This window comes from Mycobacterium lehmannii (genome assembly GCF_002245535.1).
GTDB lineage: Bacteria > Actinomycetota > Actinomycetes > Mycobacteriales > Mycobacteriaceae > Mycobacterium > Mycobacterium lehmannii.
The window spans coordinates 86,878-107,725 of record NZ_NKCN01000003.1 but is presented as its reverse complement, the minus strand read 5'-3'; the positions used below and the strand labels follow the sequence as shown (position 1 = coordinate 107,725).

Annotated in this window: 22 protein-coding genes; 10 read left to right on the top strand and 12 right to left on the bottom strand. The window is 65.6% G+C overall.

Going from position 1 to position 20,848, the window contains the following annotated elements; genetic code table 11:
- Window positions 1-6: 6 nt before the first annotated feature.
- Window positions 7-975, top strand: coding sequence for a TIGR03564 family F420-dependent LLM class oxidoreductase (locus CEX87_RS05120; RefSeq protein WP_064397116.1), 969 nt, complete (start codon window positions 7-9; stop codon window positions 973-975).
- Here CEX87_RS05120 and CEX87_RS05115 read toward each other — a convergent pair.
- A complete protein-coding gene (locus CEX87_RS05115) occupies window positions 906-1,373 on the bottom strand; it encodes a VOC family protein (protein ID WP_064397119.1) in 468 nt (155 codons plus the stop codon). The two genes, CEX87_RS05120 and CEX87_RS05115, sit on opposite strands and share 70 nt — an antisense overlap.
- Window positions 1,374-1,391: 18 nt before the next feature.
- Window positions 1,392-2,141: an SDR family NAD(P)-dependent oxidoreductase gene (locus CEX87_RS05110; protein WP_064397121.1), complete on the bottom strand. Its 750-nt coding sequence runs from the start codon at window positions 2,139-2,141 to the stop codon at window positions 1,392-1,394.
- Between the two features lie 156 nt (window positions 2,142-2,297).
- Here CEX87_RS05110 and CEX87_RS05105 point away from each other — a divergent pair, with 156 nt between their 5' ends.
- The 3 genes from CEX87_RS05105 to CEX87_RS05095 are packed head-to-tail and all read left to right on the top strand — an operon-like array spanning window position 2,298 to window position 5,250.
- Window positions 2,298-2,876, top strand: a complete 579-nt coding sequence (locus CEX87_RS05105; protein WP_064397448.1) for a TetR/AcrR family transcriptional regulator — start codon at window positions 2,298-2,300, stop codon at window positions 2,874-2,876.
- Between the two features lie 29 nt (window positions 2,877-2,905).
- Window positions 2,906-4,219 (top strand): acyl-CoA dehydrogenase family protein, encoded by a 1,314-nt coding sequence (locus tag CEX87_RS05100; protein WP_064397124.1) that lies wholly within the window; start codon window positions 2,906-2,908, stop codon window positions 4,217-4,219.
- A 38-nt stretch (window positions 4,220-4,257) separates the two neighbouring features.
- Window positions 4,258-5,250 (top strand): phosphotransferase family protein, encoded by a 993-nt coding sequence (locus tag CEX87_RS05095; RefSeq protein WP_174522789.1) that lies wholly within the window; start codon window positions 4,258-4,260, stop codon window positions 5,248-5,250.
- A gap of 21 nt (window positions 5,251-5,271) precedes the next feature.
- Here CEX87_RS05095 and CEX87_RS05090 read toward each other — a convergent pair whose 3' ends face one another.
- The 3 genes from CEX87_RS05090 to CEX87_RS05080 form a co-directional block, all read right to left on the bottom strand.
- Window positions 5,272-5,775, bottom strand: coding sequence for a hypothetical protein (locus CEX87_RS05090; RefSeq protein WP_094286291.1), 504 nt, complete (start codon window positions 5,773-5,775; stop codon window positions 5,272-5,274).
- A complete protein-coding gene (locus CEX87_RS05085) occupies window positions 5,772-6,389 on the bottom strand; it encodes a TetR/AcrR family transcriptional regulator (RefSeq protein ID WP_064397130.1) in 618 nt (205 codons plus the stop codon). The genes CEX87_RS05090 and CEX87_RS05085 overlap by 4 nt, the downstream gene beginning before the upstream one ends.
- 153 nt (window positions 6,390-6,542) lie before the next feature.
- Window positions 6,543-7,832, bottom strand: a complete 1,290-nt coding sequence (locus CEX87_RS05080; RefSeq protein WP_064426263.1) for a cytochrome P450 — start codon at window positions 7,830-7,832, stop codon at window positions 6,543-6,545.
- A 124-nt stretch (window positions 7,833-7,956) separates the two neighbouring features.
- On the opposite strand from CEX87_RS05080, the gene CEX87_RS05075 reads away from it, so the two are divergent.
- The 3 genes from CEX87_RS05075 to CEX87_RS05065 all read left to right on the top strand — a co-directional run bounded on the left by CEX87_RS05075 (window position 7,957) and on the right by CEX87_RS05065 (window position 10,542).
- Window positions 7,957-8,571: a TetR/AcrR family transcriptional regulator gene (locus tag CEX87_RS05075; RefSeq protein ID WP_064426335.1), complete on the top strand. Its 615-nt coding sequence runs from the start codon at window positions 7,957-7,959 to the stop codon at window positions 8,569-8,571.
- Window positions 8,572-8,701: 130 nt separating this feature from the next.
- A complete protein-coding gene (locus tag CEX87_RS05070; RefSeq protein ID WP_064426264.1) occupies window positions 8,702-9,544 on the top strand; it encodes a mycofactocin-coupled SDR family oxidoreductase in 843 nt (280 codons plus the stop codon).
- Window positions 9,545-9,618: 74 nt separating this feature from the next.
- Window positions 9,619-10,542: a TIGR03619 family F420-dependent LLM class oxidoreductase gene (locus CEX87_RS05065; RefSeq protein ID WP_198957159.1), complete on the top strand. Its 924-nt coding sequence runs from the start codon at window positions 9,619-9,621 to the stop codon at window positions 10,540-10,542.
- Window positions 10,543-10,607: 65 nt separating this feature from the next.
- On the opposite strand, the gene CEX87_RS05060 is transcribed toward CEX87_RS05065, so the two are convergent.
- The 7 genes from CEX87_RS05060 to CEX87_RS05030 all read right to left on the bottom strand — a co-directional run bounded on the left by CEX87_RS05060 (window position 10,608) and on the right by CEX87_RS05030 (window position 18,392).
- Complete coding sequence (locus tag CEX87_RS05060) at window positions 10,608-11,765, bottom strand: acyl-CoA dehydrogenase family protein (protein ID WP_094286289.1); 1,158 nt, start codon at window positions 11,763-11,765, stop codon at window positions 10,608-10,610.
- 81 nt (window positions 11,766-11,846) lie between these two features.
- Window positions 11,847-12,992 (bottom strand): thiolase family protein, encoded by a 1,146-nt coding sequence (locus CEX87_RS05055; protein WP_064397141.1) that lies wholly within the window; start codon window positions 12,990-12,992, stop codon window positions 11,847-11,849.
- Window positions 12,985-13,779, bottom strand: a complete 795-nt coding sequence (locus tag CEX87_RS05050) for an enoyl-CoA hydratase/isomerase family protein (RefSeq protein WP_094286430.1) — start codon at window positions 13,777-13,779, stop codon at window positions 12,985-12,987. The genes CEX87_RS05055 and CEX87_RS05050 overlap by 8 nt, the downstream gene beginning before the upstream one ends.
- A 5-nt stretch (window positions 13,780-13,784) precedes the next feature.
- Complete coding sequence (locus tag CEX87_RS05045; protein ID WP_094286287.1) at window positions 13,785-15,005, bottom strand: CaiB/BaiF CoA transferase family protein; 1,221 nt, start codon at window positions 15,003-15,005, stop codon at window positions 13,785-13,787.
- Entirely contained in the window at window positions 15,002-15,760 is a 759-nt protein-coding gene (locus CEX87_RS05040; RefSeq protein WP_094286285.1) for an SDR family NAD(P)-dependent oxidoreductase, read from the bottom strand. Before CEX87_RS05040 ends, CEX87_RS05045 begins: the two co-directional genes overlap by 4 nt.
- A 17-nt stretch (window positions 15,761-15,777) precedes the next feature.
- On the bottom strand, window positions 15,778-16,956 hold the full coding sequence (locus CEX87_RS05035; RefSeq protein ID WP_064397145.1) for an acyl-CoA dehydrogenase family protein: 1,179 nt from the start codon (window positions 16,954-16,956) through the stop codon (window positions 15,778-15,780).
- Between the two features lie 140 nt (window positions 16,957-17,096).
- Window positions 17,097-18,392 carry an amidohydrolase family protein gene (locus CEX87_RS05030; RefSeq protein ID WP_064397147.1) on the bottom strand — a complete coding sequence of 432 codons (1,296 nt, stop codon included), beginning with the start codon at window positions 18,390-18,392 and terminating at the stop codon, window positions 17,097-17,099.
- Between the two features lie 260 nt (window positions 18,393-18,652).
- Here CEX87_RS05030 and CEX87_RS05025 point away from each other — a divergent pair, with 260 nt between their 5' ends.
- Genes CEX87_RS05025 through CEX87_RS05015 form a run of 3 tightly spaced genes read left to right on the top strand, consistent with a single transcriptional unit; the run spans window position 18,653 to window position 20,848 of the window.
- On the top strand, window positions 18,653-19,192 hold the full coding sequence (locus CEX87_RS05025) for a carboxymuconolactone decarboxylase family protein (RefSeq protein ID WP_064397452.1): 540 nt from the start codon (window positions 18,653-18,655) through the stop codon (window positions 19,190-19,192).
- Between the two features lie 5 nt (window positions 19,193-19,197).
- Window positions 19,198-20,526 carry an aromatic ring-hydroxylating oxygenase subunit alpha gene (locus tag CEX87_RS05020; RefSeq protein ID WP_064397149.1) on the top strand — a complete coding sequence of 443 codons (1,329 nt, stop codon included), beginning with the start codon at window positions 19,198-19,200 and terminating at the stop codon, window positions 20,524-20,526.
- Window positions 20,519-20,848: a hypothetical protein gene (locus CEX87_RS05015; RefSeq protein WP_064346540.1), complete on the top strand. Its 330-nt coding sequence runs from the start codon at window positions 20,519-20,521 to the stop codon at window positions 20,846-20,848. The genes CEX87_RS05020 and CEX87_RS05015 overlap by 8 nt, the downstream gene beginning before the upstream one ends.

Genomic DNA, 20,848 nt, shown 5'->3' with positions numbered 1-20,848 from the left:
GTATGAATGCGCATCGGTCTGATGGTCGGCTCCGACAAGGAGCGCCCGCGAGCTGAGCGACTGAGTGGGCTGATCGACGACGGAAGAGCCGCCGAGGAGCAGGGTTTCGCGACCTTCTGGATACCGCAGGTGCCTGGATATCTCGATGCGATGACGGCCGTGGCGTTACTCGGAAACGCCACCGACCGCATCGAGATCGGAACGGCCGTGGTGCCGATCCAGACCCGCCATCCGCTCATCATGGCTCAGCAGGCGCTGACCACCCAGATCGCCTGCGAGGGACGGTTCACCCTGGGCATCGGCCCGTCGCACCACTGGATCATCACCGACCAGCTCGGCCTGCCGTACGACAAACCCGCGCGGCTGGTGCGCGACTATCTCGAGGTGCTCGACGCGGCGTTCAGCGGACCGGGCGCGATCGCCGTCGACAACGACACGTATCACGTGAGGTCCCCTGTCGACGTCACTGAGGACTTCACCGTGCCGGTGTTGGTGGCGGCGCTCGGCCCGACGATGCTCCGGATCGCCGGCGAACGCACCGGCGGAACCATCCTGTGGATGGCCGACGAACGTGCGATCGGCGACTACGTGGCGCCGCGGATCTCGACGGCGGCCAAAGAGGCGGGCCGAGAAGACATCCGCATCGTCGCCGGTGTCCCCGTCGCGCTCTGCGCCGACGATGAGGTCGACGATGCCCGGGCGTACGCCAGCGAGGTGCTGGGGCATGCCGACTTCTCCCCCAACTACGTGCGCCTGCTCGAACACGGCGACGCCGAGGACGTCGGCGACACCATGGCCGTCGGCGACGAAGCAACCGTCGCGGCGCGGTTGCGCCGCTACCGCGACGCCGGCGTCACCGATCTGGCAGCGCGCGTGGTTCCGCTCGGGCAGGATGCCGCCCAGCGTCAGGCGTCGCGCAGCCGCACTGAGGCGTTCGTCGCGTCGCTGGTATCGGAGCTCGCCTCGGGGACATAGCTTCCCATGAACTCGATGGGTACCCCGCCCATCGTGCAGAAGAACAGGTCCACGCCAGGCACACCGGTGTCGAGCATCGTGACGTCGTTGGCGAAAGCGCTGGCCTTCGCGCGTGTTTCGGCGAAGTGGGGTGCCATGAACGACAGCGCTGCCAACCCCTCGGGCACGACGTCACGAAGGTGCTCGGGAACGTCGAGCACCTCGATGAGCCCCGTGTCGCCGGTGCCGAGCATGGTGACCTCCGCCCCGTCCGACGTTGGCCATCCGAGCGTTCTCTCCAGCACCTCACCGGGCACGTGCATCTGGAACTGCACCGCCATCCCCATCACCTCGGTCAGAAACGCCGTGAAGATGTGCGCGGAATGGCTGCGCATGACAACGTGGTGCAAGTTGGGCATGTCTCGCCTTTCGTGGGCCTATCCGAGCATGATCAGGCCGCCGTCGACGGCGACGAGTTGTCCTGTCATGAAATGTGATCCCTCGCTGCAGAAGAACACCAGTGCGGGGCCTAGATCGCCGACGGGATCACCGAGTGTTCCCCCGAGCGGAATCGAGGTTTTGAGCTGTTCGTCCAGGAACTCCGCTGCCGGCCCGAGGAATTGCCGCAGCCGGTCGGCACCTGGCGTCTGTACCGCGGGCGCCAACGCGATCACCGACACCTTCTCGGCGGCCCAAGCCCTGGCCGCCGAGCGTGTCCACGCGGCCACCGCTCCCTTCGTCGCCGCGTACACCGCCGAGAGAGGGCTGCCCATGACCGCCTCGGCGGACCCGAAGTTGATGATGCGTCCGCCGCCGTTGTCGCGCATCACCGCGTACGCCGACTGGTTGGTCAGGATCGTGGCTTTCACGTTGGTGTCGAACAGGATCTCGATGTCATCGGAGGTGATCTGACCGGGGATGCCCGGCTGCCACAGTCCGGCCGCATTGAGCAGTACGTCGAGCCCACCCATCTCCTCGGCCGCGGCCCGCACGGTGTGGTCGACCGCTTCGGCGTCACGCACGTCGCAGTGCACCCAGGACACGCCCGCCACGTTGGGTGGCGCCGTGGTGTGACGGGTGGCCACGACGTGGGCGCCCGCCTCGGTGAGCACGTGCACCGCCGCCGCGCCGATGCCCGTGGCCCCACCGGTCACCAAGATGCGCCTACCGTCCAGTGTCGTGCCCATCCCTAGATAGTTGGACAAACGTCAACTATTTGCAAGCCTCAATTGCCCTGTTACAGTGCCGGAGTGTCCAAGGCCAACGGCGAAGCGATTGCTGACGGTGGTCAACGACGCGCTTCGTTTCAGCGGGCTCGTTCGCATGAGACGAAGCGCGCGCTCGTGCAGGCGGCCATGGCGTTGTGGCGCACGAACGGGTATGCGAAGACGACCGTAGCCGACATCTGCCGGGCCGCCGGCGTGTCGAGGGGCCTGTTCTACTTCTACTTCCCCGCCAAAGAGGACATCCTCTTCGAGGTCGGTCTGCTGTCGACCCGGGCGGCGCAGAATAAGGTGCGCGCGCTGTTGCGGGCCGACTACGACGTCGAGGCGGTCATCGGTGAGGCGCTGCGCAGCCTCGAACGGTCGATGGCCCGCAATCCGCGCGAGCTGATCATCCAGACGATCCTCGAGGGCTACCGGCATGAACACCGGATCCTCGCGGGTGAGGCCGTCGACGACACGGCCGACGCCGACATGTTCGGCGAACTGTTCACCCGCGCGCAGCGGGACCGGAAGATCGGTGCGCACGTCGACGTCGAACACCTCTCCCGCTTGGCCGGCATGCACGTCAGCGAAGGCGTCCGGCATTGGGCGAGCGGCACTTTCGGTGACCGGTCGTTCGCCGACGTCGTCACCGACGACATCGCGGCGCTGATCGTCGGGTTCAACACGAGGAAGACCGACGCCGCACTCAGCTGAAGATTGAACCAGCGCGAAAGGAGACCACGATGGCGTGGGATTTCGAGACCGACCCCGAATATCAGAAGGTGCTCGACTGGGCCGACGAATTCGTCAGGGAGGAGGTCGAACCGCTCGACTTGGCGTTCCCCGATCAGCAGTTCGTTCCTTTGGACGCCAACCGCCGCAAGGTTATCGACCCACTCAAGGATGAAGTGCGTCGACGAGGGCTGTGGGCCACCCACCTCGGCCGCGAACTCGGCGGACAGGGTTACGGCCAACTCAAGCTCGCTCTGCTCAACGAAATCCTCGGCCGTTCCCAGTGGGCACCGATCGTGTTCGGCTGTCAGGCGCCCGATACCGGCAACGCCGAGATCATCGCCCACTACGGCACCGACGCCCAGAAGGAGCGCTATCTGCGCCCGCTGCTGAAGGGCGAGATCTTCTCGTGTTACTCGATGACCGAACCACACGCCGGTGCAGACCCGACACTGTTCAACACCACCGCGGTCCGTGACGGCGACGACTGGGTGATCAACGGCCAGAAGTTCTTCTCCTCCAACGCCAGAACCGCGTCGTTCCTGATCGTCATGGTCGTCACCAACCCCGACGTGAGTGCCTATCAGGGCATGTCGATGTTCCTGGTGCCGACGGACACGCCCGGCGTCAACATCGTCCGCAATGTCGGACTGCACGGCGAGCGTGACGACGAAGGCTCGCACGCTCTCATCCACTACGACAACGTGCGGGTGCCGGCCGATGCGCTGCTGGGCGGCGAGGGCCAGGCATTCGTCATCGCTCAGACCCGTCTCGGTGGCGGCCGTATCCATCACGCGATGCGCACGATCGGGCTGTCCCGCAAAGCGCTGGACATGATGTGCGAACGCGCGCTGAGCCGCGAAACCCAGGGCAGCAGACTGTCGGAGAAGCAGTTCGTCCAGGGCTATATCGCCGACTCGTACGCGCAGCTGCTGCAGTTCCGGCTGATGGTGCTCTACACCGCGTGGGAGATCGACAAGTACAACGACTACAAGAAGGTCCGTAAGGACATCGCCGCGGTCAAGGTGGTGATGCCGACGGTGCTGCACGACATCGCCTGGCGTGCAATGCAGGTCCACGGTGCGCTGGGTGTCACCAACGAGATGCCCTTCCTGGGCATGGTCACCGGCGCCGCGGTGATGGGGCTGGCCGACGGGCCCACCGAGGTGCACAAGACGACGGTGGCCAAGCAGGTGCTGCGCGACTATGCGCCCAGCACCGGCACGTGGCCGAGCGAGTGGATTCCGGCCAAGCGGGAGAAGGCCAGGGCCAAATTCGCCAGATACCTGGGCGCCACCATAGAGAATGAAGTGGGGAATCTGTGAGCGATAACGCGATAGACGTTGCGCGCCTGACTGATTGGATGGACGCAGCCGAGCTGCCCGGTAAGGGTGAGCCGCTGCAGACCCGGTTCCTGTCGGGCGGTACCCAGAACGTCATCTACGAGTTGCGGCGCGGGGAACACAGCTGTGTGCTTCGGATGCCGCCGCCCGACGCCCCGCCCGATCGCGACAAGGGAATTTTGCGGGAGTGGCGCATCATCGAGGCGCTCGACGGCACCGACGTTCCCCATACCGAGGCCGTCGCCGTCTGTGAGGATGCCGCGGTGCTCGGCCGCCCGTTCTATTTGATGGGTTTCGTTGACGGCTGGTCGCCGATGGATCTTGAGGATCGGAAGTGGCCCGAACCGTTCGATTCCGACTTGTCTGCGCGCGGGGACCTGGCCTATCAACTCGCCGAGGGCATCGCGCTTCTGTCCCAAGTCGACTGGAAAGCAAAGGGGCTAGACGATTTGGGTCGGCCCGATGGCTTCCACGAACGCCAGGTCGATCGCTGGACGGCGTTCTTCGAGCGGATCAAGGGCCGCGAGATCGAGGGCTTGGAGGTCGCCACCGACTGGCTGCGCACGCATCGCCCGCTGGATTACGTTCCCGGCCTGATGCATGGCGACTACCAGTTCGCCAATGTGATGTATCGGCACGGGGCTCCCGCCCGGCTCGCGGCGATCGTCGACTGGGAGATGGGCACCGTCGGGGACCCGAAGCTGGACTTGGGCTGGATGGTGCAGAGCTGGCCGGAGGACACCGCGGCGCCGGCGGACTCGGAGATGGGTTACGTCGACATGCGGGGAATGCCTTCGCGCGCGGCCGTCGTCGAGCACTACGCGAAGGTGTCCGGGCGTCAGGTCGACGACCTCGACTACTACCTGGTGCTGGCGAAGTGGAAGCTTGCCATCGTGCTCGAGCAGGGTTTCCAGCGCGCGGGCGACAACCCGAAGCTGCTCGCCTACGGCCCGATCATCGTCGAGCTGATGCGCTCGGCCGCCGACTTGGCCGAATCCAGCGACTACCGCTGACGCCGCCGGCGCCCGCCGAAATCAGCTGGCGGGCACCAGATCCGCGGCGACGGAGACCGTCATCCCGCAGCGGAACATCTCGCAGCCGCCGACCTCGGCGGCTCCGGGATCGCCGGCCGCGGCCAGCGCCTTGGCCTTGAACGCCCTGGCCGCCGCGCTCAGGCGGTGCTCGACGGAATCGACGCTGCTGTCGAGCTCGGCGGGCATCCGCTCACCCCACAGCGTCACCTCGGTCGCCCCCTGATCGAGCGCGTTGCGCACATGCTGGAGAACCCGCGCGTCGCGGTCGATCATGTTGGCCGCGACAGCGACGGTGGCCGGATGCGGCCGTTCCTCCCACTCGGCGAGAACCGTTTCCAGGTCGAGGGTCTCGGCTCCGAGGATCGTCAACGGGCGAACGTCTTCGTCACCACCGACGAGCACGGTGACGTCCCACCCGGCCATCACCCGGTCGTAGATCCAGCCGCCGGCATACTTCACCGCGTCCGTCACCGTCGGGGCGACGATGTCGAGCCGGTACCTCATGTCGAGCTCCGCGGCGCCAATTCGCGTCCCAGCGACTCGGCGTACCCCTTGAACACCTCGGCCAATTGAATCGATGGGTCGAGTAACCATAGGGTCTCCATTCCATAGGTGAAGGCGAGGATTTCCACGGCCTTAGTGGCCGCGTCGAGGTCTTGGCGATACTTGCCGCTGCGCTGACCGCGCTCGATGATCGCGGTGATGATGTCGACCGCGTCGCGGTAACGCTTGACAAGGCGGTCGTGCAGCGGCGCGTCGGGCGCGATGTTCTCCACCAGCAGCACGGTGAATGTCCCGACGAGTTCGGGCGCGCGGTCGAAGCGTTCGGGGACCCGGCCGAGCTCGGTGACGAGGTCGCCGGAGCGGTAGTCGGCGTGGATGGCGTCGTCGGCGTCACGGGCGTCGAGCACCGCGTTGAGGAGCTGCTCCTTGGACTCGAAGTGGTGCAGCAGACCGGCGGGCGTGACCCCGGCTTCCTTGGCGATCTGGGCCAGCGAGGTGTTGCGCCACCCATTGCGTGCGAGCAGGCGTTCGGCCACCGCGAGGATGCGCTGACGACGATCCTCGCCCTTGGCGAGGAGCGTGGCATACGGCCGCGCGGACTCCGTGGCGGACACCGAACTCCTTCGTTCAACCAACCTAGTGAACACACAGTAGGTAGGTTTGAGCGCTGTGACAAGCGTCTCAGCCAAATTGGGTTTAGACCGCTGTCACATCGCCAGGTCAGCGGCCATTTCGGGCACGGCCGGGCGCTGGGCGCGCCGGAGTTTCTATCGCCGTGTGAACTCGATGTGCAGCTCGGTCAGCCCGCGCAGCAAAAAGGTCGGCTCGTAGGCGTAGCGGCGCTCACCTTCCGGACCGTGGGCCGACTCGCTGATCCGGATGTCGCGCATGCGTTCGAGCAACCTCTGCACGGTGATGCGGCCCTCCACTCGCGCCAGCGGCGCGCCCGCACACGAGTGGATCCCCCTCCCGAACGCGATGTGCTCGCGCACGTTCTTGCGGTCCGGTCGGAACTCGTGCGGATCGTCGAACTTGCGCGGGTCTCGGTTGGCCGCGCCGAGGCACAGCATCACGATCGTGCCGGCCTTCAGCGGCACCCCGCCCAGCGTGGTGCTCCTGCGGACGAGCCGGAAGTCGACCTTTGTCGGTGAGTGCATGCGCAGCGCCTCTTCGATGAACGCCGGTATCCGCTCGGGGTGCTCGCGCAGCATCTGCTGGAAGTCCGGCCGGTCCCCGAGGGTCTGCACCGCCGCGCTGAGCAGCTTGGTGACGGTCTCCTGCCCCGCGGCGAACAGGAACGTCGCCGGCTTGACCACCTCGATCAGCTCCGGCGTCGAACCGTCGGGGTACACCGCCGTCGCCATCCCGGACAGCACATCGCCGCGCGGTTCGCGGCGACGCGCGGCGAGATAGCCGGCGAACTTGTCGTCGAGATACTGGAGTGGGTCGCGCCCCACCGGGGCGCCGTCGAGTGCACCGACGCGCGTGCCGTAGCGCTCCTCGACGCCGAGCGCGGCCAGAAACTCCGGACGGTCCTCCTCGGGCACGCCGAGCAGGTCGATGATCGCCGACGTGGCGAAGGGCTTGGCGTATTCGGAGAGGAACTCGCAGCGCCCCTGTTCGGACTCCGGGCCGATGATCTGGTCGATCTGCCTGTCGACCAGCTGCCACATGTAGTCCTCGTTCTCCTTGAGCCGCCGTGGTGTCAAGAGTTTGGTCAGCAGCGACCGGGCCCGCTCGTGGGCCGGCGGGTCCATCACGACCATGTGTTCGTAGATCGGAAACAGGTGGCGGTGCGCCTCGATCTGCTCGGTGATGTCGTCACCCTCGGGGACGAACGGCAGCGGCGGGAACGGCCCGCCGATCGCGTTCACCGCCGAGAACGAATCGTGATCCTTGAAGGCGGCCACCACTTCGGCGTAACCGGTGACGGCGACGACGCCGTAGTTCGGTTCCCGAAACACCGCGCCCTGCTCGCGAAGGCGGTCCCAGTAGTCGTAGGGATCCTGACTGATCGCATGGTCGGAGAAGTAGTCCACCGAGGCGAGATCGGTCATCAGCGGCCGTCCTTTCGGTCCTGGCGTCCACAAGCTTATCTGATCGATCGATCAAACTGTTAGGATGCGCCATGCCTATCACGGGCCGCGACAGAGGGTCAAGCATTCGGGCGGAGGGTCGTTGATGCCGCGCGCCGAGAAGGTGAAACCAGCCGAAGCGGGAGCACGGCAACGCCTCATCGAGGCCACGGCGAAGGTCATGCGCGACGAGGGTTACGCCGCGGCGACGTCGCGACGCGTGGCCGCCGAAGCCGGGGTCAAACAGGCGCTGGTCTACTACTACTTCCCGACGATGGACGATCTGTTCGTCGAGGTGTTGCGGGCCGGCGCGGAGGCGTCCCTGGAGAACATGCGCGCGGCGCTGACCGACGACGACCCGTTGCACACGCTGTGGCTGATCAACAGCGATCTGCGTCGGACCGGCCTGAACACCGAGTTCATGGCGTTGGCGAACCACCGCAAGGTGATTCGTGCCGAACTGAAGACGTATGCGGAGCGCGTCCGCGACATCGAGACCGCCGCGGTCACCGTGGCCCTGCGTGCTCACGGCGTCGATCTCGACGACTATCCGCCGGTCGCCGTTTCGATGCTGATCGTGCAGATCGCGCGCAGCCTGTGCAACGAGGACGCGGTCGGCGTCACGCTCGGACACGACGAGATGCGCGACTTCATGCGGCGCTGGATGCAATCGCTGAAGGAATCGTTGACCACCGGCGGGTCGCGGCCTCCGCCTGGCTGACGCGGCACCCACAGGGCACAACACCGCTCGATGTGCCATCTCATGGGGGCCGAATGTTGACACGTGGGCCGATCGGTGCCACCCTCCTGATCGATCGACCAATCAATTCGAGCGGCCAGAAGGTGGACACATGGGTGGTGGACGAGTCGAGGGCAAAGTCGCGTTCGTGACCGGCGCGGCACGGGGTCAGGGCCGCAGCCACGCGGTGCGCCTCGCCGCAGAAGGCGCCGACATCATCGCCGTGGATGTTTGCAAGCAGATCTCCAGCAACGACGACATCCCCTGGGCGACACCGGACGACCTCGCCGAGACGGCCGACCTCGTCAAGAACCTCAACCGCCGGATCGTCACCGCCGAGGTCGACGTACGTGACTACGACGCACTCAAGGCGGTCGTGGACGGCGGCGTCGAACAGTTGGGCCGACTCGACATCGTCGTCGCCAACGCCGGCATCGGCAACGGCGGCGCAACGCTGGACAAGACCAGCGAAGACGACTGGCGCGACATGATCGACGTCAACCTCTCCGGCGTGTGGAAAACCGTGAAAGCCGCGGTCCCCCACATGCTTTCCGCCCGGCGTGGCGGTTCGATCATCCTCACCAGCTCGGTCGGCGGACTCAAGCCCTACCCCCATACCGGCCACTACATCGCCGCCAAACATGGCGTGATCGGCTTGATGCGCACATTCGCCGTCGAACTTGGTCAGCACTCGATCCGAGTCAACGCCGTCTGTCCCACGAACGTGAACACGCCGCTGTTCATGAACGAAGGGACCATGAAGCTGTTCCGCCCCGACCTCGAGAACCCCGGACCCGAGGATCTCGCCGTCGCCGCACAGTTCATGCACGTGCTACCGGTCGGCTGGGTGGAGCCCGAGGATGTCAGCAACGCCGTTTTGTTCCTCGCATCGGACGAGTCGCGCTACATCACGGGCCTTCCCGTGACGATCGATGCCGGCAGCATGCTCAAGTAGCCCGGGGCGATTTCGGTGCACTACGTATCGCTCAGCGACTCGAAGTGCACCCAAATCCCGTAATAGGAGTCCGTGTGAAGCTTGTGTTCAACCTCCCGCACATGCTGCGGCTCAAGGCCATGATGCAGCCGTGGGAAGCATCGGTGACGGGTGCCGACCAGACGCGGATGGCCAAGTGCGCCGACGAGTGGGGCTACGACATGATCGCGGTGCCCGAGCATTTCGCGATCCCCAACGACCACGTCGAACTGTCCGGTCCGCACTATCTGCAGTCGACTGTCGCGCAGGCATATCTGGCCGGTGCCACCCAGCGCATCATGCTCAATTCGTGCATCACCCTACTGCCGCTGCAGCATCCGATCGTGCTGGCGAAGTCGCTGGCCACCGCCGACTGGATGAGCAGCGGCCGCATGATGGTGACGTTCGGAGTGGGCTGGCTGGAACGCGAATTCGACCTGCTCGGTGTGCCGTTCCGCGAACGCGGCCGCATCGCCGACGACTATCTGGCTGCGATTGTCGAATTGTGGACCAGTGACTCGCCCAGCTTCGACGGCACGTATGTGTCCTTCGATGACATCGCCTTCGAGCCCAAGCCGATTCAGAAGCCGCATCTGCCGATCTGGATCGGTGGCGATGCCGACGCGGCCCTGCGCAGGGCGGCGAAGTACGCGTCGGGTTGGTGGTCGTTTCTCACCCCGCCCGACAAGATCGCCGAGCGCCTCGACTTCATCAAGTCCCAGCCGGGCTACGACGGACGCCCGTTCGACGTGGTGCACGGGCTGGGAACGAACCGGGTGGGCGAAGGCCACACCGTGCAGGACGACCCCGATGGCCGGCCGGGCATGAGCGCCGCCGAGATCGTCGACCGCTTGGGCTGGCTCGCGCAACAAGGCGTCACCGTCAGTGCGGTTCCCCTGCCACCCGTGAGCGGCGTCGACGAGTACCTCGACTACGCGCAGTGGGTCATCGAAGAGATCAAACCGCAGCTTCCCCAGTGATTTCGGTGCACTACGTATTTCGGTGCACTACGTGTCGCTCAGCGACCGGTAGTGCACCGAAATCGCTAAAGGCCGAGCGACTTGGCGATGATCACCTTCATCACCTCACTGGTGCCGGCGTAGATGCGGGCCACGCGGGCATCGGTGTACAACCGCGCAATCGGATACTCCATCATGTAGCCGTAGCCGCCGAACAACTGCAGACAGCGGTCCACCACCCGCTGCTGCATCTCGGTGCAGAACAGCTTCACGCGGGCCGCATCCGCGCCCGACAACTCGCCGTCGACGTGCAGGGCCACCGCGCGGTCCAGCATCGCCTGTGCGGCTTCCACCTCCGCCGAGCAGGCCGCCAGCTCGAACTTCGTGTTCTGAAATGACGCCACCGGAGTCCCGAACGCCTTGCGGCTCTTGGTGTACTCGATGGCAGCCGCGATCGCCGAGCGCGCCTGCGCGACCGATCCGACCGCGACGGTGAGCCGCTCCTGGGGAAGATTGTGGCCGAGGTAGCTGAAGGCCTCGCCTTCTGCGCCCAGCATGTTGGCCGCGGGCACGCGGACGTCGACGAACGAGAGTTCGGCGGTGTCCTGGACCTTGCAGCCCATCTTCTCCAGCTCGCGGCCTCGGGTGAAGCCCTGCATTCCGTCCTCGACGACGAACAGCGTGAGCCCCTTGCGCCGGTTGTCCGGGTCGGTCGAGGTCCGCGCGACGACGATCACGAGGTCGGCCTGCATACCACCGGTGATGAACGTCTTGGCGCCGTTGAGAATCCAGTCCCCGTTCTCGGAGCCGTCGCGCACCGCGGTGGTACGCACACCGGCGAGGTCAGATCCGGTGCCCGGTTCCGTCATCGCGACGGCGGTGAGAAGCTCACCGGCGGCGAGCCCGGGAAACCACCGCTTCCGTTGCTCCTCGTTGGCGTAGTGAAGGAAGTACGGGAGGATCACCTCGAGTTGGGTGCGCACGGTCGACAGCGTGACCAGTGCGCGAGCCGCCTCCTCTTGCAGCACAACGTTGTAGCGGTAGTCGGAGGTACCGCCTCCCCCGTACTCCTCAGGGATGGCCATGCCGAGCATGCCCAGCGACCCCATCTGTTTGAACACCTCGCGAGGCATGCGCCCGCCCTTCTCCCACTCGGGATAGTGCGGGACCACTTCCTTTTCGACGAAGTCACGGGCGAGTTCGCGAAACGCCTCATGGTCGTCGGTGAACAGGCTTCTCTGCACGCGGGTCCTCCCGTGAAGTCAGGCGACGTGTTGGGTCACCATCGCCAGCGATGGGTTCATCAAGCCGCTAGGCGATGGTCGCTAGGCGATGAGTTCGACCAACGTCGCGTTGGCGGTTCCGCCGCCCTCACACATGGTCTGCAGGCCGAACCGAAGCCCGTTGTCGCGCATGTGGTTCAGCATCCGCGTCATCAGCACCGCGCCCGAAGCCCCGAGTGGATGTCCCAATGCGATCGCCCCGCCGAGCGGGTTGAGTTTGTTTTCGTCGGCGCCGGTCTCGGCCAGCCAAGCCAGCGGCACCGGCGCGAACGCCTCATTCACCTCGAACACACCGACCTCGTCGAGGGCCACTCCGGCCTTGTGCAGAACCTTCTCCGTCGCCGGGATCGGACCGGTCAGCATCAGCACCGGGTCGGCGCCGGTGACCGCACCAGCGCGGTAGCGCGCGATCGGGTTCAGGCCCAGCGCCACTGCGTTGTCGGCGGCCATCACCAGCAGTGCTGCGGCACCGTCGGAGATCTGCGACGAGTTGCCCGCATGGATGACGCCGTCGTCCTTGAACGCCGGCTTGAGCCCCGCGAGCTTCTCGACCGTGCTACCCCGCCGCACACCTTCGTCTGCCACTACGGGCTCACCGTCGGTGAACACCGGCATCAGCTGCGATTCGAACGCGCCCTTGTCCTGCGCGGCGGCGGCCAATTCGTGTGAGCGCACCGAGTACTCGTCGAGCCGAGTGCGCGAGAAGCCCCACTTCTGGGCGATCAACTCCGCCGAGATGCCCTGGTTGAAGGTGAAGTCGCCGTAGCGCTCGAGGACCTTGGGCCCGTAAGGCATTCCGGTGGCGCGCGCCGAACCGAGTGGCACCCGGCTCATCACCTCGACCCCGCCGGCGACGACGACATCCTGCTGACCCGACATCACCGCGTGGACGGCGAAATCCAGCGCCTGCTGGCTCGACCCGCAGGCGCGGTTGACTGTGGTGCCGGGGATCGTCTCGGGCCAACCCGCCGCCAGCACCGCATAGCGGCCGATGTTGCTGGACTGGTCGCCGACCTGAGACACGCAACCCCACACCACGTCGTCGACGATCTCGGGGTCGATACCCGCACGCTCCACCAGTGCGGTGAGCACAATCGCCGACAGGTCGGCGGCATGCATCTCCGACAATCCGCCGTTGCGCTTGCCGACCGGCGTGCGCACGGCCTCCACGATCACGGTTTCACGCATTGTTCTTCTCCGATCCGGGCCCCAGCGCCCATCGACCAGTAAATACGGCCTCACGTTTGGCGGCGAACGCGGCATAGGCCTCCGTCGAATCCGCGGTGGCGAAGTTGGCCGGTTGGGCGCGGGCCTCGTTGGCCAGCGCCTCCCGCAGTGTCGCGTTGGCTCCGTCGTTGAGCAGCGCCTTGCTCTGCGCCAACGCGACCGGTGGGCCCGCTGCGAGCCGTGCCGCCAGATCCGCGACGAAGCCGTCGATCTCGTCCGTGGGTCTCACCCAGGTGACCAAGCCCAGCACGCGGGCCTCCTCGGCGTCGATCATGTCGGCCAACAGCACCAGGCGCTTCGCTTGTTGCAGACCCACCAGCTTCGGCAGCAGCCATGATCCGCCGAGGTCCACCGACAGGCCGCGCTTCGAAAAGATCTGGCAGAAGCGCGCTTCCGGTGTCGCCACCACGAAGTCACAACCCAGCGCCAGGTTCCAGCCGGCCCCGACCGCGACCCCGGTCACCTTGGCGATGGTGGGCACGGACAGTTCGTGCAGCGCGAGCGCGACGTCGGTGAGCCGACGCAGCTTGTGCCGCGGGTGGATGTCCTCGGGTACGCCGATGTCGGCGCCCGAGCAGAACGCCCCACCAGCACCGGTGATGACCAATGCGCGCAGTGCGGTGTCACGGGCGGCCACCCGCAGCGCATCGGCCAGTTCCTCCCACAGCTGCGCGTTGATCGCGTTCTTACGGTCCGGCCGGTTCAGCGTCAGGGTGCGCACCCCGTCGCTGTCGGAGGTCAACAGCACATCGCTCACGAGTACGCGGGCCCGATCACTCCGTCCGCGCGTAACCGCGCGAGATCCTCCGCCGTGAGGCCCAATTCGCCGAGGACGGCGTCGGTGTGCTGACCCAGACCGGGCACCGCCCCCATCGGTTGTTCGAAGCCGGTGATCACCGGCGGTGGGCGCAGCGCGCGGATGTCGCCCTTGGGGGTCACGACCGTGCGCCACCGGTCTCGAGCGGTGAGGTGGGGATGCGCGACGACCTCGCTGGGCACGTTGTACCGCGAGTTACCGATTCCGGCGTCGTCGGCGATCTTCTGAATTTCGGCGAGATCACGTTGAGCGCACCAGGTTCCAATGGCCTCCTCGAGGATCTCGCGGTGGGCGCACCGGTCGGGGTTGGTGGCGAAGCGGGGATCGTCGGCGAGGTCGGGGCGGTCGATGATCTCGCGGGCCACCCGCTGCCATTCCCGGTCGTTGGTGGTGCCGAGCACCACCGTCTGACCGTCCCGCGTCGGGAACGCCCCGTAGGGCGCGACCGCGGGTGAGCCGACGCCGAGCGGTTCCTGGTCGATGCCCGAATGCTGGGTGTAGGTCAACTGATAACCCATCACGTCGGTCATCACGTCGAACAGGCTCAGCGCCACCGACGGACTCGTGGCCGCGTCGTTACCCCTGCCTCGTCCGACCAGCAGCGCCAGGATGGAGATCGCCGCGTACAGGCCCGTCGAGAAGTCGGCCATCGCCGGTCCCGGTTTGGCCGGCATTCCCGGGTAGCCGGTGACCGCGCAGGATCCCGACTCCGCTTGTACGAGAAGGTCGTACGCCCGCTTGTGGGAGATCGGCCCACCGGGTCCGTACCCGTCGATCTCGACCGGAATCACGTTGGGATGACGGGTGGCCAGGTCGGCGGGGGCCAGGCCCATCCGCGCGGTGGCGCCCGGCGCGAGGTTGGACACGAACGCGTCCGCCCGATCCAACAGGCGGTGCAGAAGGTCCATGCCCTCGGGCGCCTTGGTGTTCAGCGTCACCGACTCCTTGCCGCGGTTGCACCAGACGAAGTGCGCGGCCAACCCACCGGGGCCATTGACGACGTCGTCGTAGTCGCGGGCGAAGTCACCACCGTTGGGGTTCTCCACCTTGATCACCCGGGCGCCGAAGTCGGCGAGCACCCGGGTACACATCGGCGCCGCCACGGCTTGCTCCATCGCGACGACCGTGACGCCGCTCAGTGGCGCTGCGGCGTTCACATCACCATTCCGCCGTCGACCGGCAGCACCTGTCCGGTGATGTAGGACGCGGCGTCGGACGCCATGAACACGAACGCGCCGGCGACCTCCTCGGGATCCGCCCACCGCTTCATCGGGATGCGGTTCATCATGTTCGCCGAGAACTTCTCGTTGGTGCGGATGGTCTCGGTCATCGGTGTCGCGGCCAGCGGAGCCAGCGCGTTGACCATGATCTTCTTGGTCGCCAATTCGCGCGCAAGGGATTTGGTGAATCCGATGATGCCCGCCTTGGCCGCCGAGTAGTTGACCTGGCCGAGCGTGCCCGTCAGGCCGGCCGCCGAGGTGACGTTGACGATGCGGCCGGTGCCGTCGGTCGGGATGTGCGGCAGCGCGGCCTGCGTGACGTTGAACGCGCCCATCACATGGATGTCGAACAACAGGCGGAACGACTCCTGCGTCGTCTTCTCGAACATCGCCGGCTTGGTCACGCCCGCGTTGTTGATCACGATGTGCAGGGCACCGTCGGCCAGAGCGGCCGCCTGTGCGGCAGCCGCGTCGGCGGACTCCCGGTCGGCGACGTCAAGGGCGGCGGCCTCGGCGCGCCCACCGCCGGCTGAAATGCGTTGCGCCACCGCAGCTGCGGCGTCCTTGTCGATGTCGGTGACGAGCACCGCGGCGCCCGCGTCGGCCAGGGCCTGCGCGACGGCCGAGCCGATACCGCCGGCGGCGCCGGTCACCAGGGCCGACCTGCCCGACAAGTCGAAATAGTTGACCATCAGTCAGGACTCCATCGTCAGTAGCTGCGCGGCAGCCCGAGAACGTGCTCGCCGAGGAAGTTGAGGATCATCTCCTGGCTCACGGGTGCGATCTTCATCAGCCGCGACTCGCGGAAGTAGCGGGAAACGTGGTACTCCTCCGAGTAACCCATGCCGCCGTGCAATTGCAGGGCCCGGTCGGCCGCGCCGAAACCGGCGTCAGCACACAGGTACTTGGCCGTATTGGCTTCGCGCCCACACGCTTTGCCGTTGTCGTAGAGCCAGGTGGCCTTGCGCAACACCAACTCGGCCGCATCGAGGCGGGCCAGCGAGTCGGCCAGCGGGAACTGCAGGCCCTGGTTCATGCCGATCGGCCGGTTGAACACATGCCGCTCGTTGCCGTACTTCACGGCCTTCTCCAGCGCGACCCGACCAATGCCCAGCGCCTCGGCCGCGATCAGCATCCTCTCGGGGTTGAGGCCGTCCAGGATGTACTTGAAGCCCTTGCCTTCTTCGCCGACCCGGTGCTCGACGGGCACCATCAGGTCGTCGATGAACACCTCGTTGGAGCTGACCGCGTTGCGCCCCATCTTCTTGATGGGCCGGATGTCGACGTGGTCGGGATCGAGGTCGGTGAGGAACAGGGTCATCCCGTCGGTCTTCTTGGCGCCGCGTTTTTCTAGGTCGGCCGGCGTCTCGGTCCGAGTCAGCAGCAGAATCTTCTCCGACTCCAGCGCTTTGGAGATCCACACCTTGCGCCCGTTGACCCGGTACTTGTCACCTTCGCGCTTGGCGAAGGTGGTGATGCGCGAGGTGTCCAGCCCCGCACCCGGTTCGGTGACGCCGAAGCACACATGCAGATCACCGTTGACGATCCGCGGCAGCGTCTCGGCTTTGAGCTCGTCGGAGCCGTGCTTGACGACGGGTTGCATCCCGAAGATCGACAGATGGATGGCGCTGGCGCCGTTCATCGCGGCCCCGGAGCGCGACACCTCCTCGAGCAACAACGTCGCCTCGGTGATACCCAGGCCGTGCCCGCCGTACTCCTCGGGGATCGTCATCCCGAGCCAGCCGCCCTTGGCGATCGCATCGTAGAACTCCCGCGGGAATTCGTGCGCGAGGTCCTTTTCCATCCAGTAGTGGTCATCGAACTTGCTCGCCAACTCACGGACGGACTTGCGGATCAGCTCCTGGTCCTCGGTCAGCTCGAAACTCATCCCGCCGGGCACGGTGGTTCTCCTCTTGTCATCGTCTCGCAGAGCAGTGCGCCGGCGCGTGAACGCAGCTTCCGCACCGGCGCACTGATAGACGCTCCTTCCGGCCCCGCGGCCGGAACTTCCGATACTTGCAGACCTCTTTAGTCCTTGTTGCCCGTCACCTGCTTGGCGCTGGCCGCGAAGTCCGCGAACGACGCGCCGGTCTTTTCCTTCTTCGACAGGGCCTGGATCGAGACGTCGTGGCCCTCGGCGGCTTTGCGCAGGGCACCCACGGTGGCTTGTTCGCGGGTGATGTGGGTGAACGGATCCCAGTGATACCAGCGCATCGCGTTCTCGAACGTCATCTTGTTGATCTCGTCGTCGGGCACGTTGTTGGCGGTGAGCACCTCGTCGAGCTGCTCGGGCGCGCCGGGCCACATCGAGTCGCTGTGCGGGTAGTCGGCCTCCCAGCAGATGTTGTCGATCCCGATCGCGTTGCGGGTGGCCACCCCGACCGGATCGGCGATGAAACAGGTCAGGAAGTGCTCGCGGAACACCTCACTGGGCAGCTTGCCCCCGAAGTCCTGCCCCGTCCACGTCGAGTGCATCTCATAGGTGCGATCGACCCGCTCCAGGAAGTATGGGATCCAACCCGTCCCGCCCTCGCTCAACGCGATCTTGAGCGTCGGGTACTCCTTGATCGGGCGCGACCACAACAGATCTGCGGCGGCTTGGACGATGTTCATCGGCTGCAGCGTGATCATCACATCCATCGGCGCATCCGGAGCGGTGATCGCCAACCGCCCCGAAGAACCGATGTGCACGTTGAGCACGGTCTCGGTGTCGACCAACGCGTCCCACATCGGCTTCCAATGGTCGAAATCGTGGAAGCTCGGATACCCCATGGCCGAGGGGTTCTCGGTGAACGTCAACGAATGCACACCGCGCTCAGCGTTGCGCCGGATCTCGTTGGCGCACTCCACCGGATCCCAGATCACCGGCAGCGTCATCGGGATGAACCGCGCCGGGTAGGCCCCGCACCACTCCTCGACGTGCCAGTCGTTGTAGGCCTTCACCAGCGCCAGCGAGAACTCCTGATCCTCGGTGGCGAACAACCGGCCCGCGAAGCCGGGGAACGAGGGGAAGCACATCGAGCCAAGGATGCCGCCGGCGTTCATGTCCTTGACTCGCTCGTCGACCTGCCAGCAGCCGGGCCGGATCTCGTCGAGACCCTGCGGTTCCAGGCCGTACTCCTCTTTCGGACGGCCCGCTACCGCGTTGAGCGCAACGTTCGGGATCACCGTGTCGCGGAACTGCCAGGTGTCCGAACCGTCGGGGTTGTGCACCAACCGCGGGGCCTCGTCGATGTACTTCTTGGGCAGGTGGTTCTTGAACATGTCGGGCGGTTCGACGATGTGATCATCAACGCTGATCAAGATCATGTCGTCCTTGTTCATGCCCGTTCCTTTCGTCGCGTCCCCCGAGGCTAGCTATCCGGACTGTGCCCGATGTGAGGAAACTATCTTCTCACCCTACGAGAATCAATGTCCGAAAACCACCCTATGGCCTCCTGTCAGGGCAGTTAGGTTCGGAGAGGCAGCCTCGTGACCACCGTCGATGACCTCCGGCGTTGACCGTCGGCGCGAAAGGTGGAAATCTATTGGCGAAATATGAGAACCTGATTCTCATCGCCGAGAGCACACAGGAAGGAGGCGCCTTGCGCGTGCCGCCGCTACCCGCACAGGAGTGGGACGATGCCGTCGAGCAGGCACTGTCGAGCATGTCTCCCGAACGGCGCAATCCCGAACGGGCGGGCAATCTGCTGGCGACGATGGTCCGCCATCCGAAGCTGACCCGCGCCTTCCTGCGTTTCAACTTCCACCTGCTGTACGGGTCGACACTGCCGCCGCGGCTGCGCGAGTTGGCGGTCCTACGCGTCGCGCATCTGACCGAGTGCGAGTACGAGTGGCGACACCACGTCGAAATGGGGCGCGACGAGGGCCTGACGGACGACGTCATCGACGCCGTCCAACGGGGTGAGGCATCAGATGAGCTCGACCGGGCCGTACTGCGTGCGGTCGACGAACTTCAGGACAGCGCCAATGTCTCCGACGCGACGTGGGCCGCCCTGTCCGAACACCTCGAGGAACGTCAGCTGATGGACCTCGTCTTCACCATCGGCTGCTATGGCGCACTGGCCATGGCCATCAACACTTTCGGCGTAGAACCAGACGCCGAAAATCTCGCAGAGAGGTAGACATCGTGGCATTTTTCCCGAAACCAGAAGAGGGTAGCTGGACCGAGCACTGGCCCGAACTGGGCACCGCACCGGTCGACTACACCGATTCGATCGACCCGGAGCAGTGGAAGCTCGAGCAGCAGGCCATCTTCCGCAAGTGCTGGCTCAACGTGGGACGAGTGGAGCGGCTTCCCAAGAAGGGCAGCTACTTCACGCGCGAGATGCCGTCGGCGGGCGCGGGCACCTCGGTGATCATCGTCAAGGACGGCGACGAGGTGCGCGCATTCCACAACATGTGCCGCCATCGCGGAAACAAGCTGGTGTGGAACGACTACCCCGGCGAAGAGGTCTCGGGCACGTGCCGCCAGTTCACCTGCAAGTACCACGCCTGGCGCTACAACCTCAAGGGTGATCTGACCTTCATCCAGCAGGAGGGCGAGTTCTTCGACGTCGACAAGGCCGACTACGGGTTGGTGCCGGTGCGTTGCGAAGTGTGGGAAGGCTTCATCTTCATCAACTTCGACAACGACGCCGAACCCCTCACCGAATACCTGGGCGACTTCGCCAAGGGGCTGGAGGGTTATCCCTTCCACGAGATGACCGAGACGTATTCCTATCGGGCCGAGGTCAACTCGAACTGGAAGCTGTTCATCGACGCGTTCGTCGAGTTCTATCACGCTCCGATCCTGCACATGAAGCAGGCGGTCAAGGAGGAGGCCGAGAAGCTCGCCAGCTACGGCTTCGAGGCACTGGCCTACGACATCAAGGGCAGGCACTCCATGGTGTCCTCGTGGGGCGGGATGAGCCCGCCGAAGGACATAAACATGGTCAAGCCCATCGAACGGATCCTGCACAGCGGCCTGTTCGGACCGTGGGACCGGCCGAAGATCAAGGGCATTCTGCCCGAAGAACTTCCGCCTGCGGTCAACCCATCGCGGCACCACGCCTGGGGTCAGGACTCCTTCGAGTTCTTCCCGAACTTCACGCTGCTGCTGTGGGCGCCGGGTTGGTACCTGACCTACCACTACTGGCCCACCGACGTGGACAAGCACATCTTCGAGTGCACCCTGTACTTTGTCCCCGCGACGAACACGCGCGAGCGGCTCGCCCACGAGCTTGCGGCCGTGACGTTCAAGGAGTACGCGTTCCAGGACGCCAACACCCTCGAAGCCACCCAGACGATGATCAACACCCGTGTCGTCAAGGACTTCCCGTTGTGTGACCAGGAGGTGCTGTTGCGTCACCTGCACAAGACCGCGTGGGACCACGTCAACGCCTACAAGAAGGAAAAGGGCCTCACCAATGGACAGGCCGCCGCAACCGCGAGCGAGAAGGACGCGATCAATGCCTAAGCTGCCGGAAGAATTCGCCGACCTGGAGCGGTTCACCGACTGGTGCCTGCCCACCGAAGAGGAGCGCTACCAGAAGCGCCTGTCCTCGACGATGGAGGAGATGCAGGAGTTCTACGACGCCGGCATGGAGCGACTCGAGGCCGTCATGGAGTACTGCGACGCCCGCTTCCCGCTGGACGGAATGCCCGATGACGCAAAGGCTCTCATCCACATGATGCAGTCGCTGGTCAACGTGTCGTTCCCGATCGAGGTGTGGAAGCAGCCGCGCGTGCTCGACAGCGGAGCCACCTACATCACCTGCATCCGGGAGCCGGTGGTCTAG